General features: G+C 68.5%; 14 protein-coding genes and 1 pseudogene. 9 read left to right on the top strand and 6 right to left on the bottom strand.

Annotated elements, in window-relative coordinates:
- Nucleotides 1–94 precede the first annotated feature (94 nt).
- Complete coding sequence (locus tag ACFJI0_RS06015; protein WP_382323780.1) at nucleotides 95–1024, top strand: LysR substrate-binding domain-containing protein; 930 nt, start codon at nucleotides 95–97, stop codon at nucleotides 1022–1024.
- On the opposite strand, the gene ACFJI0_RS06020 is transcribed toward ACFJI0_RS06015, so the two are convergent.
- Complete coding sequence (locus ACFJI0_RS06020) at nucleotides 1002–3494, bottom strand: ATP-binding protein (RefSeq protein WP_382323781.1); 2493 nt, start codon at nucleotides 3492–3494, stop codon at nucleotides 1002–1004. The genes ACFJI0_RS06015 and ACFJI0_RS06020 overlap by 23 nt on opposite strands.
- Before the next feature lie 270 nt (nucleotides 3495–3764).
- On the opposite strand from ACFJI0_RS06020, the gene ACFJI0_RS06025 reads away from it, so the two are divergent.
- A complete protein-coding gene (locus ACFJI0_RS06025; protein WP_382159463.1) occupies nucleotides 3765–4127 on the top strand; it encodes a response regulator in 363 nt (120 codons plus the stop codon).
- A gap of 38 nt (nucleotides 4128–4165) precedes the next feature.
- On the opposite strand, the gene ACFJI0_RS06030 is transcribed toward ACFJI0_RS06025, so the two are convergent.
- On the bottom strand, nucleotides 4166–4600 hold the full coding sequence (locus ACFJI0_RS06030; RefSeq protein WP_382323782.1) for a hypothetical protein: 435 nt from the start codon (nucleotides 4598–4600) through the stop codon (nucleotides 4166–4168).
- 17 nt (nucleotides 4601–4617) lie between these two features.
- On the opposite strand from ACFJI0_RS06030, the gene ACFJI0_RS06035 reads away from it, so the two are divergent.
- The 5 genes and pseudogenes from ACFJI0_RS06035 to ACFJI0_RS06055 all read left to right on the top strand — a co-directional run bounded on the left by ACFJI0_RS06035 (nucleotide 4618) and on the right by ACFJI0_RS06055 (nucleotide 9103).
- Complete coding sequence (locus ACFJI0_RS06035; RefSeq protein ID WP_382323783.1) at nucleotides 4618–5112, top strand: DUF421 domain-containing protein; 495 nt, start codon at nucleotides 4618–4620, stop codon at nucleotides 5110–5112.
- On the top strand, nucleotides 5105–5677 hold the full coding sequence (locus ACFJI0_RS06040; protein WP_382323784.1) for a cysteine hydrolase family protein: 573 nt from the start codon (nucleotides 5105–5107) through the stop codon (nucleotides 5675–5677). The genes ACFJI0_RS06035 and ACFJI0_RS06040 overlap by 8 nt, the downstream gene beginning before the upstream one ends.
- Before the next feature lie 90 nt (nucleotides 5678–5767).
- Nucleotides 5768–6073 carry a hypothetical protein gene (locus ACFJI0_RS06045; RefSeq protein ID WP_382323785.1) on the top strand — a complete coding sequence of 102 codons (306 nt, stop codon included), beginning with the start codon at nucleotides 5768–5770 and terminating at the stop codon, nucleotides 6071–6073.
- Between the two features lie 99 nt (nucleotides 6074–6172).
- Entirely contained in the window at nucleotides 6173–6655 is a 483-nt protein-coding gene (locus tag ACFJI0_RS06050) for a hemerythrin domain-containing protein (protein WP_382325539.1), read from the top strand.
- Between the two features lie 35 nt (nucleotides 6656–6690).
- Nucleotides 6691–9103, top strand: a pseudogene (locus tag ACFJI0_RS06055) (catalase).
- A 7-nt stretch (nucleotides 9104–9110) separates the two neighbouring features.
- On the opposite strand, the gene mltB reads toward ACFJI0_RS06055, so the two are convergent.
- The 4 genes from mltB to ACFJI0_RS06075 are packed head-to-tail and all read right to left on the bottom strand — an operon-like array spanning nucleotide 9111 to nucleotide 14099.
- Nucleotides 9111–10193: a lytic murein transglycosylase B gene (mltB, locus tag ACFJI0_RS06060; protein WP_382323786.1), complete on the bottom strand. Its 1083-nt coding sequence runs from the start codon at nucleotides 10191–10193 to the stop codon at nucleotides 9111–9113.
- A complete protein-coding gene (locus ACFJI0_RS06065; protein ID WP_382325541.1) occupies nucleotides 10190–12208 on the bottom strand; it encodes a transglutaminaseTgpA domain-containing protein in 2019 nt (672 codons plus the stop codon). The genes mltB and ACFJI0_RS06065 overlap by 4 nt, the downstream gene beginning before the upstream one ends.
- Nucleotides 12205–13182: a DUF58 domain-containing protein gene (locus ACFJI0_RS06070; protein ID WP_382323787.1), complete on the bottom strand. Its 978-nt coding sequence runs from the start codon at nucleotides 13180–13182 to the stop codon at nucleotides 12205–12207. Before ACFJI0_RS06070 ends, ACFJI0_RS06065 begins: the two co-directional genes overlap by 4 nt.
- Entirely contained in the window at nucleotides 13179–14099 is a 921-nt protein-coding gene (locus ACFJI0_RS06075) for an AAA family ATPase (RefSeq protein ID WP_382323788.1), read from the bottom strand. The genes ACFJI0_RS06070 and ACFJI0_RS06075 overlap by 4 nt, the downstream gene beginning before the upstream one ends.
- A gap of 26 nt (nucleotides 14100–14125) precedes the next feature.
- Here ACFJI0_RS06075 and ACFJI0_RS06080 point away from each other — a divergent pair, with 26 nt between their 5' ends.
- Nucleotides 14126–15079, top strand: a complete 954-nt coding sequence (locus tag ACFJI0_RS06080; protein ID WP_382323789.1) for a histone deacetylase family protein — start codon at nucleotides 14126–14128, stop codon at nucleotides 15077–15079.
- A 35-nt stretch (nucleotides 15080–15114) separates the two neighbouring features.
- Complete coding sequence (locus ACFJI0_RS06085) at nucleotides 15115–15921, top strand: enoyl-CoA hydratase (RefSeq protein WP_382323790.1); 807 nt, start codon at nucleotides 15115–15117, stop codon at nucleotides 15919–15921.
- Nucleotides 15922–15948 lie beyond the last annotated feature (27 nt).

Below are 15948 nucleotides of genomic sequence, written 5' to 3' on the forward strand. Positions count from 1 at the left end.
TTCTTGTGGTGGATCTGGTGGGCGTGAATGCTAGTTTTGGCCCCCGGCCCAGTCCAATACCATTTGATCCCTCATTGATAGAATTCCGGCATCAATGAAGACCTACCCCAGCCTGCGGCGGCTTCAGCAGTTCCGCCACCTCAGCGCCACGCTGAACTTCCGCAAGTCGGCCGAAGCGCTGCGCATCGCGCAGCCCGCGCTCAGCCGTTCCATCAAGTTGCTGGAGGAGGAGCTGGGCTTCCCGCTCTTCGTGCGCACGACGCGGTCGATGGAGCTGACCCCGGCCGCCGCCCATCTGCTCGGACAGCTCGATGCGGTGTTCGACGGCCTGCACCAGGCCGTGCGCGAATCGCGCCGCCTGGCCGGCAGTTCGAGCAAGCGCAAGCTGCTGATCGGCTACTCGGCCCAGGCCGCCAACAGCGCCATGCCGGAACTGCTGTTCAGCTTTGGCGTGGGCTTCCCCGATGTGGAGCTCAACCTGTTGCAGGCACCGTCCGAGCGCCTGTTCGCCGAGATCGTCGCGGGTGATCTGGACGCGGCCTTCCTGCTGCTGCCGGCATCGCTGGCGCCGTCGCCTTCACTGGACCGGGTGCTGGTGGACTCGCAGCCCATCGTGGCCTTGTGCCGCGTGGGTCATCCGCTGGCGCGCAAGCGCAAGCTGCACTTGCAGGACCTGCGGGACGAGGGCCTGATCATCGGATCGCCGGGCCGCTGGGGCACCTTCCGCGAACTGCTGTTTGCGCTGTTCGAGCGCCACGCCTTCAAGCCCCGGGTGGTGTACGAGCCCGACGACACACCGATCCTGCTGGAGTCGGTGGCGCGCAGCACCCACGTGGCGCTCTACGGTGGCGGCATCGTGGGCAAGCTGCCGGCCAGCATCGTGGCGATTCCGCTGGCGCACGACGACGCCTGCCTGCAGACCCACCTGCTGTGGCGAACGCCGACGGAGGGCGCACTGGCCGAGCTGGTGGACTTCGTGCGCGCCGGCCTCCCCGCCCGCGTCACGGGCTCAGCAGGGCCTTGACCCGGCTGGACAGCACCGAGATCTCGAAGGGCTTGGTCAACACGGCCATGCCCGGGTCGAGGTGCCCATTGCCGACCGCGGCGTTGTCGGCATAGCCGGTGATGAACAGCACCTTCAGGCCCGTTCGCTGGATGCGGGCCGCGTCGGCCACCTGACGGCCGTTCATGCCCCCGGGCAGGCCGACGTCGGTGATGAGCAGGTCGATGCGCGCCTCGCTGTCCAGAATCTTCATGGCCGCGGGGCCCGTATCGGCCGTGAGCACGTGGTAACCCGAGTCGGTCAGCACCTCCTCGATCGTGACGCGGATGCCCCATTCGTCCTCGACCACCAAAATGGTTTCGCCATCGCCCGCCTGCATGGGCGCGGGCCGTGGTGCTTCCTCCTCGTCAACACCGGGGCCGAGGTAGCGGGGCAGGTAGAGGCACATCGTCGTGCCCATGCCCACTTCGGAGTACACCCGCACCTGCCCGCCGGACTGGCGCACGAAACCGTAGACCATGGACAAGCCCATGCCGGTGCCCATGCCCAGGGGCTTGGTGGTGTAGAAAGGGTCGAAGATGCGCTCGATGACGTCGGCGGACATGCCCGTGCCCGTGTCCGTCACGCACAGCGACACGTATTGCCCGCGCGGCAGGCTGCGCTCGCCGGCGGCGCGCTCGTCCAGCCACTTGTTCGCCGTCTCGATGGTCAGACGGCCTCCCTCGGGCATGGCATCGCGCGCATTGATGCAGAGGTTCAGCAGCGAGTTCTCGAGCTGGGACGCATCGGCCTTGGTGAACCACAGGCCGCCGGCGCCGACCACCTCGATGTCGATCAAGGGCCCCATGGTGCGGCGGATCATGTCCTCCATGCCCTGCACCAGTCGGTTGGCGTCGATGGGTTTGGGATCGAGCGTCTGGCGGCGCGAGAACGCCAGCAGCCGGTGGGTGAGCGCGGCGGCGCGGCGGATGGAATCCTCGCTCATGCCGATGTAGCGCTCCAGCCCGTCCGTCGTGCCCTGGGTCAGCCGCATCTTCAGGATCTGCAGGCTGTTGCTGATGGTGCCGAGCAGGTTGTTGAAGTCGTGCGCCAGGCCGCCCGTGAGCTGGCCGATGGCCTCCATCTTCTGCGCCTGGCGGAAGTGGGACTCGATCTCCATCAATTCGGCGGTGCGTTGCTCGACCTTCTGCTCCAGTGTCTCGTTCACCTCCCTGAGGCGGGCTTCACTTTCCTGCAAGGCGATGTGCCCTCGGGCGCGCTCCACCGACACGCGGGTGCGCTGGCCCACTTCGCGGATCAGGGAGAGTTCCTCCGCCTCCCATTCCCGGACCTGGTCGCAGTTCACGAAGAACACGGCGGCCAGCCGACCGTTTTCCATGATGGGCACGTTGACGAACGAGCGCGCGGATTTGGATTCGAGGGCCTCGGCCGCGAAGGCGGTGCGCGCATCGAGGCGCACGTCGGCGATGGCGATGAACTCGCCCAGCTTGAGGCTGTCGATGAAGGCGCCGTAGTCGCGCAGCCGCGTCGTGCCGGCCAGGCTGTCCACGCCGGGCGCGGCCCAGTCGCGATCGACCGTCAGTGTCTCCGTGGCGTTGTCGATGCTGCCGTATCCCACGCGGCTGGCCTTGAGCGCATCGCCAAGGATTTCGGAGGCCGCGTGCGCGAGCTCCACCGGCGTTGACAGGGCCGCCAAACGATCCCCCAGCACCGTCAGGCAGTCCCGCTTCATTTCGGCCTGCACCCGGTCCGTGACATCGATCCCTTCCACGAAGATCCCGTCGACCTCGCCGGCCTCGTTCCTCAGGGGCTGGAACACGAAGTCGAGATAGCGTGTGTTGACCGGGCCGCCGGGTTCGGCCTGCGCCGCGTACCGGGCGCCCCGCGCCGAATGCGCCTGCCCGCTGGCATACACCTCGTCGAGCAGCTGGAGGTACCCCTGTTCCACCGCGTCGGGCAGCGCCTGTGCCACCGTCTTGCCGATCACGTCGCGGTGGCCCACCAGCTTGAGGTAGTTGGGGTTGACCAATTCGATGACATGCGAGCTTCCCCGCAGCATGGTCATGAACGACGGGGCTTGCTGGAACAGCTGCGCCATCCGCTCCCGTTCGCTGTGCACCTTGCGAAGGGCTTGCACCTTGGCGGTGGTTTCGACCACGATGGCCATCACGCCCACCGGCTGGCCGCTCAGGTCGAGCAGCGGCGAGTAGTCCAGGTTCATCCAGACCTGCTCGGCACGGTTGTGGCGGTGCAGGATCAACTCCTGGTCTTCGAACCGCAGGTGGCCGCCGGCCAGGCACACCGTCATGACGTGATCGTTGAAGTCCGCCACTTCTGGCCAGCCCTTGCGCACCTCCGAGCCCAGCAACTGAGGGTGGCGCAGACCCGAGAAGTGGGAGTAGGCGTCGTTGTAGACCATGAACCCCCGCTCGCCCCAGAGCATGACGATGGGCACCTGGGAACGCAGCATCAAGGCCGTGGCCGCTTTCACGTGGTCGCGCCATTGGTCGATCGGGCCAAGCCCGGTCGATGCCCAGTCGAACCCGGCGATGAGCCGGGCGAGCTCTCCGCCACCGGATAGAAATGGAGGGGGTTCCGGGCTCGCAGCTTCCATGGACGATTCCATTCAAGAACGACGCTGGCCCGGGCCGGGCAGGAGGGGGTGGACGCCGGCACATCGGCCCGCGCGTGCGAACGTCCGGCGAAAGGCATTATGCTGTCGCGCGAGCGGGCCCGTCGGGTCACCACAGGCACAACAGCCATGACAAACCAGGACCTGGACATATTGATCGTCGACGACTCGCGGGATGCCGCGGACTCGTTGACCACGCTGATGACCCTCATGGGGCATCGCGCGAGGGCGGCGTACAGCGGCCAGGAGGCGCTCGAGGTGGTGGGGCATTCGCTGCCGCTGTGCGTCATGCTCGACGTGCACATGCCGGACATGGACGGCCTGGAACTGGTCCGTGCGCTGCGCCAGCAATGCGGCGACAACCTGGTGCTCATCGCGGTGACCGGCTCGGACCATGACGACGAGCTGGCGGCCGAAGTGTTTTCGTTGGTGGACTACCACTTCACCAAGCCCGTTTCGGCCGAGGCGCTGGCCAAGGTGCTGCAGGCGTAGCCTTTCGCTGGCGGGCCGCATCCCCGGCCGCGATGCCATCACGACGGGCTTTCCGTTTTCAGGGCGCCGCGGATGTTCATGCCGGCCAGCCCGATCTGCAGGGCAATGAGCGCGTACGCGCTCGCATGCCAACCCCAGGCGACCCACAGGGCGTTGCTGGCCAGGAACAGCCAGAAGCCGGCATGGCGCCGCCCGGCGCTGCGCGAGGCCACCAGCCAGGACGCCAGCAGCGTTACCAGCATGGCGGGCCATTGCATGAGGTCGAGCAAATCCATGGTTCTCCGGACGGTTGGTGCGCGTGATGGTGCCTGTCTGCGGCCGATCCGACTGTTCGCCATGACACACAGCTTCGAGCGGTAAAAAGCGCTCCCGCCGTCTTGGATCAGCAAAATTTGCCGCAAGCGCCCGAGGTGCTGCTCAACGGTCGACCTGCGCGTTCCGGGAATGCCATTTGCTCTGACCTGGGCATTCATCGTGAGGCGAGGTGTCCATGTTCGAGCTTTCCACTGCCTGGTGGGAGTTGCCCGCCAGGGCCGCGATCATCTATGCGGTGTTGTTGCTGCTGGTGCGCCTCTCCGGCAAGCGCACCGTGGGGCAGTTCACGCCGTTCGACCTCCTGGTGGTGATGCTGCTGAGCGAGTCGGTGTCGGCGGGGCTGAGTGGGGGCGAGGAGTCGGTGACCGGTGGACTGCTTGCTGCCGCGACCCTGATCGCCCTGAATATGCTGGTGGCGGTGGTGACCGCCCGCAGTACCAGGCTGCAAGCCCTGGCCGAGGGCGAGCCTGTGCTCATTGGCCGCGATGGGCGGATTCACTCCCGCACCCTCAGGCAGCACCATGTGCCCATGCTGGATGTGGAACGAGCACTGCGTGAGGCCGATTGCGACCTGAAGGACATGAAGTACGCCTTTCTGGAGGCCGATGGCGGCATCAGCGTGTTGAAAGACTCGTCCGGCGAGGTGGGGCAAGGGAGGGGCGATGGGTGAAGCGGAACTGCCACGAAGCCGGCGCGCCCTGCTGCTGATCGACTTCATCAACCCGTTGGACTTCCCCGAAGCCGACGAACTCGCCGGGCCCGCGTTGCTGGCAGCCAGGGCGGCTCGCCAACTCGCCAGCGCGGCCCGCGCGCGAGGCATTCCGGTGATCTATGCCAACGACAACTTCGGCCGCTGGCGCTCCGATTTCCCCACCCTGGTGAAGCGCCTGGCGCAGGGCCAGGGCGTCAGCGCGTCCATGGCGCGGCTGTTGCGCCCGCAGCGCGGCGACCTCACCGTGTTGAAACCGATGCACTCCGCCTTCTTCGGCACGCCCCTGGACATCCTGCTCGACCAGATCGGCGCCCGCTCCCTGGTGATGGCGGGGCTGGCGACCGACATCTGCATCCAGCTGACGGCCGCCGATGCCTTTCTGCGCGGCCTCAAGGTGCACGCGCCCGAGGACTGCACGGCGGCCGAGACGGATGAGAAGAAGGCGGCGGCGCTGGCCTACATGCGCGACATCCTCAAGTGCGACACACGCCCCTGGCAGCGCCTGCGCTGGCAGCCCGGTTGACACGGCGCGGGCACGCGCCTTGCCCAAAGAGATTTGCGTTCGATCCATCGCGATCGCCGCAATTCTTTCAACACATGCAGGAGCAACGACATGGCATCGAACAACCAGGGCCAGCAAGGCCAACAGCAGGGCCAGCAAGGCCAGAACCAGCAGGAACAAGGCCAGCAGGGCCAGAATCAGCAGGGCCAGAACCCAGGTCAGCGCCCGGGCCAGCAAGGCGGGCAGCAAGGCGACCAGAGCAACCCGGCAGGGCAGCGCGAGCAGAGCAACCCCGGCGGCTCCGACCAGCAAGGCCGCAAGGAAGTCAACCCGTCCCAACAGCAGGACGGTTCGCGTCCCGGTGCCCGGGAGCAGGACGATGGCACCCGCCGCCCGGGTGACAACAACGCTTCATAACCGCTGATGCAGTGCACCCACCCTGCCCAGCTGGGCCGGGTGGGGTTTTGCTTCTCTCGATCAAAACATCCATCCCCACACCGAAATCAGGAGCCCTCCATCGCCACCACCCGAACCGAAGCAGACGCATGCACCCTGTTGGACACCGACCACAAGGCGGTCAAAAAGATGTTCAAGACCTACGAGGAGCTTGCCGGCTCCAAGGCGCGTGGCGCCGCGCAGAAGAAACTGGAGCTGGCACACCAGATCTGCCAGGAACTCACGGTGCACGCCACCGTCGAGGAAGAAATCTTCTACCCCGCGCTGCGTGAAGCCTTGAAAGAGACCGACATCCTGGCCGAAGCCGAGGTGGAGCACGCGGGTGCCAAGGACCTGATCGCCCAGATCGAAGCCATGGAAGAAGCCGACGAGATGTTCGACGCCAAGGTCAAGGTGCTGGGCGAGTACATCGACCACCACGTGAAGGAAGAGCGCAACGAGATCTTCCCCAAGGCCAGGGCGGCCAAGTCGCTGGACCTGGTGCGCATGCGCGACCAGTTGATGGCGCGCAAGGAGGCGCTCATGGGCGCTGAAGTCGCCTGACCGTCCAATCGCTCAACTTTTCTCGAAAGCCCACTGTGCCTAAATCCAAATCCCCCGACTCCGGCCGCGCCAACCCGGAGGCGAACAGCGCTCCCCGGGCCGCGGCCCGCAACACCGACAGTGGGCCTTCCCAAGTCCAGCCTGCGAACGATCCTGCCGTGCTCAAGGCGGTCCACACCGGCCAGTTGGCCGAGGGCATGCCGTTCAACGCCAACAAGGCCGGCGAACACGGTTTCGACAACGGGCTGGCGGTGCAGCCCGGCATCACGGTCGATGCGCCATCCCGCCTGCCCACGGGCAGCACCCTGTCGGAGGAGAACCACTCCGACAAGACCGGCAGCGTCGCGGCCGAAGGCATCAACTGGGCCATCGAGTCGTTGGACCGCGTGCGAGTGGACTCGTCGGGCCAGGTGCTCACGACCAACCAGGGCGTGCCCATCGCGGACAACCAGAACTCGTTGAAGTACGGCGTGCGTGGTCCAGCGCTGCTGGAGGATTTCATCCTGCGCGAAAAGATCACGCACTTCGACCACGAGCGCATTCCCGAACGCATCGTGCACGCACGCGGTTCGGGCGCGCACGGCTTCTTCGAGTGTTACGACGCGCTGACCGACATCACCAAGGCCGCGCCCTTCAAGGAAGCCGGCAAGGTCACGCCGGTGTTCGTGCGCTTCTCCACCGTGCAGGGCGAGCGAGGGTCCAAGGACACCGCCCGCGACGTGCGCGGCTTCGCGGTGAAGTTCTACACCGACGAAGGCAACTGGGACCTGGTGGGCAACAACATGCCGGTCTTCTTCATCCAGGACGCGATGAAGTTCCCGGACCTGGTGCACGCCGTGAAACCCGAGCCGCATCACCAGATGCCGCAGGCGGCCAGCGCGCACGACACCTTTTGGGACTTCGTGTCCCTGATGCCCGAGTCCACCCACATGCTGATGTGGGCCATGTCCGATCGCGGCATTCCGCGCAGCTACGCCACCATGCAGGGCTTTGGCGTGCACACCTTCCGCATGGTCAATGCCGAAGGCGATTCGGTGTTCGTGAAGTTCCACTGGAACCCGGTCTACGGCACGCACTCGCTGGTCTGGGACGAGGCGGTGAAGATTTCCGGCGCCGACCCCGACTACCACCGTCGCGACCTGTGGGAACGCATCGAGGCGGGCGCCTTCCCCGAGTGGGAGCTGGGCCTGCAGATCTTCACCGAGGAGCAGGCCGATGGCTTCAGCTTCGACGTGCTGGACCCGACCAAGATCGTGCCCGAGGAGCTGGTGCCGGTGCGCCCGGTGGGCCGCATGGTGCTCAACCGCAACCCCGACAACTTCTTCGCCGAGACCGAGCAGGTGGCCTTCTGCGCGGCGCACATCGTGCCAGGCCTCGACTTCTCGAACGACCCGCTGCTCGCCGGCCGCATCCATTCGTACGTGGACACGCAGATCAGCCGCCTGGGTGGACCCAACTTCCACGAGATCCCGATCAACTCGCCGCTGGCGCCGGTGCACAACAACCAGCGCGACGGCATGCACCGCCAGGCCATCCACCGGGGGCGCGTGAACTACGAACCGAATTCGCTGGCCGGTGGCTGTCCCTTCCAGGCCGGCGCCGCTCAGGGTTTCGTGTCGGTGCCGGCGCGCATCCAGGCCAAGGAAGAGCAGGGCAAGGTCCGCGCCAAGCCCGAGAAGTTCGCCGACCACTACACGCAGGCCACGCTGTTCTTCGAGAGCCAGAGCCCGGTCGAGCAGGCCCACATCGCGGCGGCGTTCCGTTTCGAACTCTCCAAGGTGACGGTGCCCGCGATCCGCGAGCGCATGGTGGCCTCGCTGCGCAACGCTTCGGAGTCGCTGGCGGCGCAGGTGGCCGAAGGCCTGGGCATGGCGGCGTTGCCTGCGCCGATGCCGCGCGCGCTGGACAACCCGCCCAAGCCCGAGGTGAGTCGCTCGCCCCCGCTCTCGCTGCTCGCGCGGCCGGGAGACGGCTCGATCAAGGGCCGCAAGGTGGCGCTGCTGGTGGCCGATGGCGTGAACGGCCAGAGCGCGGTCGACGTGCATGCGATGCTGTTCGCGCAGGGCGCGGTGCCGCGCTTCGTGGCGCCACGCATCGGCCCGGTGAAGACCGCGGACGGTGTCGCGATCGATGCCGATGCCTCGCTCGAGAACGAGCCCGGTTTCCTGTTCGATGCGCTGGTGCTGCCCGACGGCGACGAGGGTGTGCGCACGCTCTCGCTCGATCGCCGACACCATGGAGTTCATCAAGGACCAGTACCGCCACTGCAAGACCATCCTGGTGCTGCCCGCGTCCGTCACGCTGCTGGAAGCGGCGGGTGCGTCCGCCACGCTGCCTTCGGGCGAAGCCGATCCGGGCGTGGTGCAGGGTGGTGATGTGGCGACCTTCATCGCGGCCATGGCCAGGCACCGCCATCCCGAGCGCGAGACAGACCCGCCTCGGGTTTGATGACGCCTCAGCGCTCGCCGACCAGCGCTTTCACCGCCTCGCCCAGCTCGATCACCGCCAGCGCGTAGTAGCTGCTCCAGTTGTAGCGCGTGACCACGTAGAAGTTCTCGGTGCCGGCGATGTAGCTGGACGGCGCGCCGGCGTTCTGCAACTCCACCAAGGCCAATTGGCCGGGGTGTTGCAGCGCGGGGCCGTCGAGCACCGCGCCCTTGGCGGTGAAGCTCTGCACACCGAAGCTGGGCAGGATGTCGGGTGCGAGCAAGGTCTCGAAATCTTCCTTGCTCTGGTTCGGGTCGAAGCGCACCGGGTAGTGCGTGGGCATGCCGGGCTGCCAGCCGAAGGCCTTGAAGTAATTGGCGACGGAGCCGATGACGTCGGCCTGGCTGTTGAAGAGATCGACCTTGCCGTCGGCGTCGAAGTCGATCGCGTACTTCACCCAGCTGCTGGGCATGAACTGCGGCCAGCCCATGGCGCCGGCGTAGCTGCCGAGGTACGTCAGCGGGTCGGTGGCGGTGCGCTCGGTGAGGCTGAGGAACTGTTCGAGTTCGCTGCGGAAGAACTCGGTGCGCGCGGCGGCGCGCGGGTGGCTGGCCGGGAAGTCGAAGGCCAGGGTGGTGAGCGCGTCGATGACGCGGAAATTGCCGGTGTGCTGGCCGTACAGCGTCTCCACGCCGATCACGCCGACGATGAGGCTGGCGGGCACGCCGAACTCGGTCTCGGCGCGCGCCAGCGTTTCGCGGTTGGCTTCCCAGAAGCGCTGGCCGGCGCGCAGGCGCACGGGCTCGATGAAGCGCGCGCGGTAGGCGGCCCAGTTCTTGGGCACGCCGCTGGGCGCGGGCTGCATGAGGCGGATGACGGTGGGGATGCGCTGGGCCGCGCCGATTTGCTGGCGCACCCAGGCCGGGTCGAGGTTGCGGCGCTCGGCGAGGTCGGTGGCGAAGGCCATGGCGGCCGCGCTTTGCGCGTAGCTGTAGGCGGGTGCCTTGGCCGGGTTGGCCGGGCGCGCTTTTGCGGGCGACTGGGCCAGGGCGCTGGCGCTCAGGCACAAGGCCAGGGCGGACGAGGAGAGGAGGCAGGCGAGGGCGTTCAACGGGGGTCTTTTCGGGGCCAGGCCAGCTGCCGGAATTCGGTTTGCAGCGTGGCCAGGGTGGGGGTGTCAGCGGCGCCCGGGCGGCCGTACCGCTGGGCTTCGAGTTGCAGCAGCCATTGTGCAACGCGCCGCGCCGCGTCCGAGGCGCCCCAGTGCTGTCGCACGCGCTGGGCGAGTTCGCGCGGGGGCGTGCGGTCGCTGCTGTCCAGGCCTTGCGCCTTGAGGCGCGCGCGGGCGCGCTGCAGCAGGCGCAACCAGGGGTCGTGCTGCTGGCGCTCCCACAGTGTCCAGGCCGCGCCGATCAGGCTCACCAGCACCACCACACCGATCAGCACGTAGGCCAGGTCCGCCCAGCTGGGCGAGCGAAAGCCCAGGTTCTTGAGCAGGTCGAGCTGGCGGCCCTGGGTGTAGTTCAGCACCCACTGGTTCCAGCTGTTGTTCATCGCCTCCCAGGCCGCGCGCAGCCGGGCAGCGATGTTGGGGTTGAGGTTGCGGATGGCGCCGGCGATGGCGCCTTCGGGCGCGCTCAGCCGCTGCAGCGAGCCGACGCGCCCGGGCGCGACCGCCGCGGTGGGGTCCACGCGCACCCAGCCCTGGCCGGCCTGCCAGACCTCGGCCCAGGCGTGGGCGTCGCGCTGGCGCACGGTCCAGTAGCCGTCGACGCCGTTCATCTCGCCGCCCTGGTAGCCGGTGACGATGCGCGCGGGAATGTCGAGCGCGCGCATGAGGATGACGAAGCTGCTGGCGATGTGTTCGCAGAAGCCCTGGCGGCGGTCGAACCAGAATTCGTCGGCGGTGTGCTGGCCGTACACGCCGGGCTCGAGCGTGTAGAGGTAGCCGCCGGTGCGCAGGCGCTCCAGCACCGCCGCCACGAGCCGGGGTGTGGCGTCGGGCCCTCTGCCGTGTTCGCGGCGCAGCTGCTGTGCGAGTTCGAGCGTGCGCGGGTTGTAGCCGGGCGGCAGCGCCATCTGTTCCTGCAAGGCGGGGGTGAGGGCCAGCGGGCCGTGGCGGAACGTGGTGTGGCTCACGGCGCTGAAACGCACCAGGCTGCCCATGGGGCGGTCGGTGAGCCATTGCAGTTCGCTGGTCATGCGCACGCGCACATCGGGCAGTTCGGGCGCCTGCGTGGCGGCTTCCAGCAGGAACAGCCAGGGCCGGCGGTGCGGCTCCATGGTCACTTCGTAGCGCACAGGTTCGCCCGAGACCGTGAGCTCGCTTGCCAAGGCCTGGCGCGGCGGGAATTCGGCGCGCGCGGGGCGCCATTCCACGCCATCGAAGGCGCTGAGCACGGGGCCGCGAAAGTACAGCTGGCTTTGCGGCGGTGGAGATCCCTCGAAGCGCAGGCGCAGGGCGATGCTGTCGTCCAGCACCAGTTCGGCGATCTGGCCCACGCGCATCGTGCTGGACAGGCCGCTGCGTCCCCGGTCGTCGGCGGGCACGCCCCACAACGGCGAGAGGCGCGGGAACAGCAGGAACAGCACCAGCATGATGGGCGCGCCCAGGGCCGCCATGCCCAAGGCGATGCGCGCGGCCTGCGCCAGCGAAGGCCGCCCCACCGGCATGTGGGCGTTCACCAGCGCGGTGAGCAGGCCCAGCAGCGCGATCAGGATGCCCGCCGCCGTGAGCAGCGACTGCGAGTAGAAGAAGTGCGTGAGCAGCGTGAAGAAGGCCAGGAAGAACACCACGAAGGCGTCGCGCCGCGCGCGCATCTCCAGCGTCTTGAGCGAGAGCAGCACCACGACGAGCGTGACGCCCGCGTCCTGGCCCAGGAGCGTGCGGTGGGTGGCCCAGGTGGCCGCGAGCGTGAGGGCCAGCAGCCCCAGCCGCCAGGGCCAGCCGGGCAGCGGCAGGCCGCGCAGCGCGAGGGTGGCGCGCCACACCAGCACACCCGCCGTGAGCGCGCTGCACCACCAGGGGATGTGGGCGACCTGCATGGCGACCACCCAGCCGACCACGGCGAGCAGGAACAGCGTGTCGCGGGTCTCACGCGGCAGGGCGGAGAGGGTTTTGTTCAGCACAGCGCCAGCGCCTCCAGGCAGCGCGCGCGGTGCGCCGGGCCCTGGTCGGGCGCGATTTCGCGACCCGGCACGCGCAGGCCGTAGTCCAGCCCCAGGCGGTCGGCCATCAGCACCCAGGCCGTCAGGCGCGAGAGGCGCGCTTCCAGTTCACTGTGGCGACATTGCGCGTGGTCCAGCCAGAGCTGCTGGCGCTGGGTGGAGAGCGCGTCGCGGCTCACGAGTTCGTCGCGCCCGGCCGCGAAGGTCTGGGCGGCCTTCTTCCACACCACGGCCTTGATGGGGTCGCCCCGGCGGTAGGCGCGCACGCCGTCGAATTCGCCCGTGCTCTGCACGCGCGCGCTGCCCGAACTGCCGGCCTGGGGTTCGCCCGGCGGCAGCGGCGGCGGGTGGCTTTCGGGCTCGGGGTAGACCAGCACGGGGGCGGCCGGGCGCCACACCGTCCACACGCGGAAGGTGCCCAGCGGGAACAGCGTGAGCGCGGTGAGGGCCGGCAGCGCATGCAGGCCGCGCCCGGGCACCGGCCAGGCCACCTGCAGCGTGGTGCTGCCCTGCGCGGGCACGTCCGTCCAGGCCAGCGGCGCGTGCGCCAGGTCGGCGCCGATCACACCCAGGCCCAGGCCGTAGCGGATGCGAGGGCGTTCGCTGGTGAGGCGGATGTCCAGCGCGGCGGCCTGGCCGGCGTGCACCGGGTCGGGTGGGTTCAGGTGCAGGGTGGTGCCGCGCAGGTTGCCGTGGCACACGTGCATGCCCACCACCGCGCTGCCCGCGAGCAGGAAGGTGAGCAGGTAGCCCAGGTTGAGTTGGTAGTTGATGCTGGCCACGAGCAGCAGCAGCAGCGTGAGCGCGAGCATCCAGCCCGCGCGCGTGGGCAGGATGTAGACGTTGCGCTGGGTCAGCGTGAGGGTGTCGCGCCGCGGCAGGCGGTTGTGCCACCAGGACTGGATGCGGGCGCGAACCGGGGGGAGCTTCACGGCAAGGGAATCGCTTCCAGCATGGCACGCACCTGTTCCACCGGGCCGCGCCCTGCGTCGCGCACCGGCGTGAGGCGGTGGGCCACCGTCTGCGGCAGGATGGCGGCGATGTCGTCCGGGGCCACGTAGTCGCGCCCGCTCAGGTAGGCCTGGGCCTTGGCCGATCGCACCACGGCCAGCGCGGCGCGCGGCGACAGGCCTTGGGCGAACCAGCGCCCGCTGCGCGTGGCGCCCACGATGTCCTGCAGGTACTCCAGCACCGGCTCGGCGGTGTGTACCTGGCTCACGGTGTGCTGCAGGCTGGCCAGGTCGGCCGGCGTGAGCGCGGGTGCCAGGCGGTCGAGCATGTCGCGCCGGTCCTGGCCGCGCAGCAGCTCGCGCTCGGCCGCGCGGTCGGGGTAGCCGATCGACAGCCGCATGTGAAAACGGTCCAGCTGCGATTCGGGCAGGGCGTAGGTGCCGAGCTGGTCGTGCGGGTTCTGCGTGGCGATCACGAAGAAGGGCTCGGGCAGGGCGCGCGTCTCGCCTTCCACCGTGACCTGCTTTTCTTCCATGGCCTCGAGCAGCGCGCTCTGGGTCTTGGGGCTGGCGCGGTTGATCTCGTCGGCCAGCAGCACCTGGGCAAAGACCGGGCCGGGGTGGAAGACGAAGTCCTCGCGGCCGCGCTCGTAGATGGACACGCCGATGAGGTCGCTGGGCATGAGGTCGGCGGTGAACTGCACGCGCGAGAACTGCAGGCCGAAGGAGCGCGCCAGCGCGTGCGCCAGGGTCGTCTTGCCGACGCCCGGCACGTCCTCGATCAGCAGGTGTCCGCCGGCCAGCAGGCAGGCCACGCAGTCCGAAACCTGCTGCGGTTTGCCCACGATCACCGTGTTAAGCTGACTCAGCAGCAGTTGGATTCTTGTGTCGGCTTGCATGCCGCGAACCATACCGTAAAACCCCCATGAGCCAGGCCACTGGGTATTTCACCCACAAGGATTGTTGGAGACACGAGATGGGCGCCGGGCACCCGGAGTGCCCCGAGCGGCTCGATGCCATCGAAGACCGCCTGCTGATCAGCGGCCTGGACGTCGCGCTGGAGCGCCGCGAGGCCACCCCCGCCGCGATCGCCGACCTCGAACTCGCCCACGGCCGCATGCACCTGGCCTCGCTGCGCGGCCTGAGCGACCAGCTGCGCGACGACATGGCCGCCGGCGGCCCGGACCATGCGCAGGTCGATCCGGACACCTCCATCAACGCCCACAGCTGGGACGCGATCCTGATGGCCGCGGGCGCCGCCATCGACGCGACCGATGCCGTGATGGCCGGTGAACTGGCCAACGCTTTCTGCGCGGTGCGCCCGCCGGGCCACCACGCCACGCGCAACCAGGCCATGGGTTTCTGTTTCGTGAACAACGTGGCCGTGGCCGCCAAGTACGCGCTGGAGCGCCATGGGCTGCAGCGCGTGGCGATCGTCGACTTCGACGTGCACCACGGCAACGGCACCGAGGACATCGTGGCCGGCGACGAGCGCATTCTGATGTGCAGCTTCTACCAGCACCCGTTCTACCCGGTGTGCGAGCACTCGACGGCGAGCAACCTCGTCAACCTGCCGGTGCCGGCCTACACCAAGGGCATGGACATCCGCGAGCTGGTGGACATGATGTGGCTGCCCCGGCTGGAGGCCCACAAGCCGCAGATGCTTTTCGTGAGCGCCGGCTTCGACGCGCACCGCGAGGACGACATGGCGCAGCTCGGCCTGGTGGAGCAGGACTACGCCTGGCTGACCGAGCGCATCAAGGAAGTGGCGCAGCGCCACGCCAAGGGCCGCATCGTGAGCTGCCTGGAAGGCGGCTACGCCCTGAGCGCGCTGGGCCGCAGCGTGGAAGCGCACCTGAGGGTGCTGGCGGGCGTCTGAACTTCCGCGGCGCCCGGGCGTCCCATAATGTTCCGATGACCGAGCCCACTTCTTCTTCCCCTCCCGCCGAGCCGGTGCTGCTGAGTTCGCGCGATGCGCGTGGCGTGCACACGCTCACGCTGAACACGCCGCGCAGCTTCAATGTGTTGTCCGAGGCCATGCTGGCTGCCCTGCAGTCGGCGCTGGACGCGGTGGCCGCCGACCCGCAGGCGCGGCTGGTCGTGATCGCCGCGAACGGGCGCGCCTTCTGCGCCGGGCACGACCTCAAGCAGATGCGCGCCACGCCCGAGCTGGCCTACTACCAGAAGCTGTTCGCGCAGTGCTCGCGCCTGATGCTGGCCATCCGCAAGCTGGAGGTGCCGGTGATCGCGCGCGTGCAGGGCCTGGCGACCGCCGCGGGCTGCCAGCTGGTGGCGCAGTGCGACCTGGCGGTGGCGAGCGACAACGCGAGCTTCGGCGTCAACGGCATCGACGTGGGCCTGTTCTGCGCCACGCCGGGGGTCGCGCTCTCGCGCAACATCCTGCCCAAGCAGGCGATGGAGATGCTGCTCACCGGCGACTTCATCTCGGCCGACGAGGCCAGGGTGCGCGGCCTGGTCAACCGCGTGGTGGCCCCCGATGCGCTGGACGCCGAGCTGCAGGCTCTGCTGGAGCGCATCTTGGCCAAACCGCGCGAGGCCCTCGCCATGGGCAAGGCCTTGTTCTACCGCCAGCTGGAGACCGGCCTGGAGTCGGCCTACCAGCTCGCCGGCCAGAGCATGGCCTGCAACATGGCGCACGAGGTGGCGCAGGAGGGCGTGCAGGCCTTCATCGACAAGCGCCCGCCGTCCTGGCGCGCCTGAGCTTCCGACACCCGTTTCCGATCCGAC

The sequence above is a fragment of the Hydrogenophaga sp. UC242_53 genome (genome assembly GCF_042696965.1).
Classification (GTDB): domain Bacteria; phylum Pseudomonadota; class Gammaproteobacteria; order Burkholderiales; family Burkholderiaceae_C; genus Hydrogenophaga.

Excerpts from the sequence above, each read along its gene's own strand:
- ACFJI0_RS06015 (WP_382323780.1), top strand. The coding sequence starts at position 95 with ATGAAGACCTACCCCAGCCTGCGGCGGCTTCAGCAGTTCCGCCACCTC.
- ACFJI0_RS06025 (WP_382159463.1), top strand. The coding sequence starts at position 3,765 with ATGACAAACCAGGACCTGGACATATTGATCGTCGACGACTCGCGGGAT.
- ACFJI0_RS06030 (WP_382323782.1), bottom strand. The coding sequence starts at position 4,600 with ATGAATGCCCAGGTCAGAGCAAATGGCATTCCCGGAACGCGCAGGTCG.
- ACFJI0_RS06035 (WP_382323783.1), top strand. The coding sequence starts at position 4,618 with ATGTTCGAGCTTTCCACTGCCTGGTGGGAGTTGCCCGCCAGGGCCGCG.
- ACFJI0_RS06040 (WP_382323784.1), top strand. The coding sequence starts at position 5,105 with ATGGGTGAAGCGGAACTGCCACGAAGCCGGCGCGCCCTGCTGCTGATC.
- ACFJI0_RS06045 (WP_382323785.1), top strand. The coding sequence starts at position 5,768 with ATGGCATCGAACAACCAGGGCCAGCAAGGCCAACAGCAGGGCCAGCAA.
- ACFJI0_RS06075 (WP_382323788.1), bottom strand. The coding sequence starts at position 14,099 with ATGCAAGCCGACACAAGAATCCAACTGCTGCTGAGTCAGCTTAACACG.
- ACFJI0_RS06080 (WP_382323789.1), top strand. The coding sequence starts at position 14,126 with ATGAGCCAGGCCACTGGGTATTTCACCCACAAGGATTGTTGGAGACAC.
- ACFJI0_RS06085 (WP_382323790.1), top strand. The coding sequence starts at position 15,115 with ATGACCGAGCCCACTTCTTCTTCCCCTCCCGCCGAGCCGGTGCTGCTG.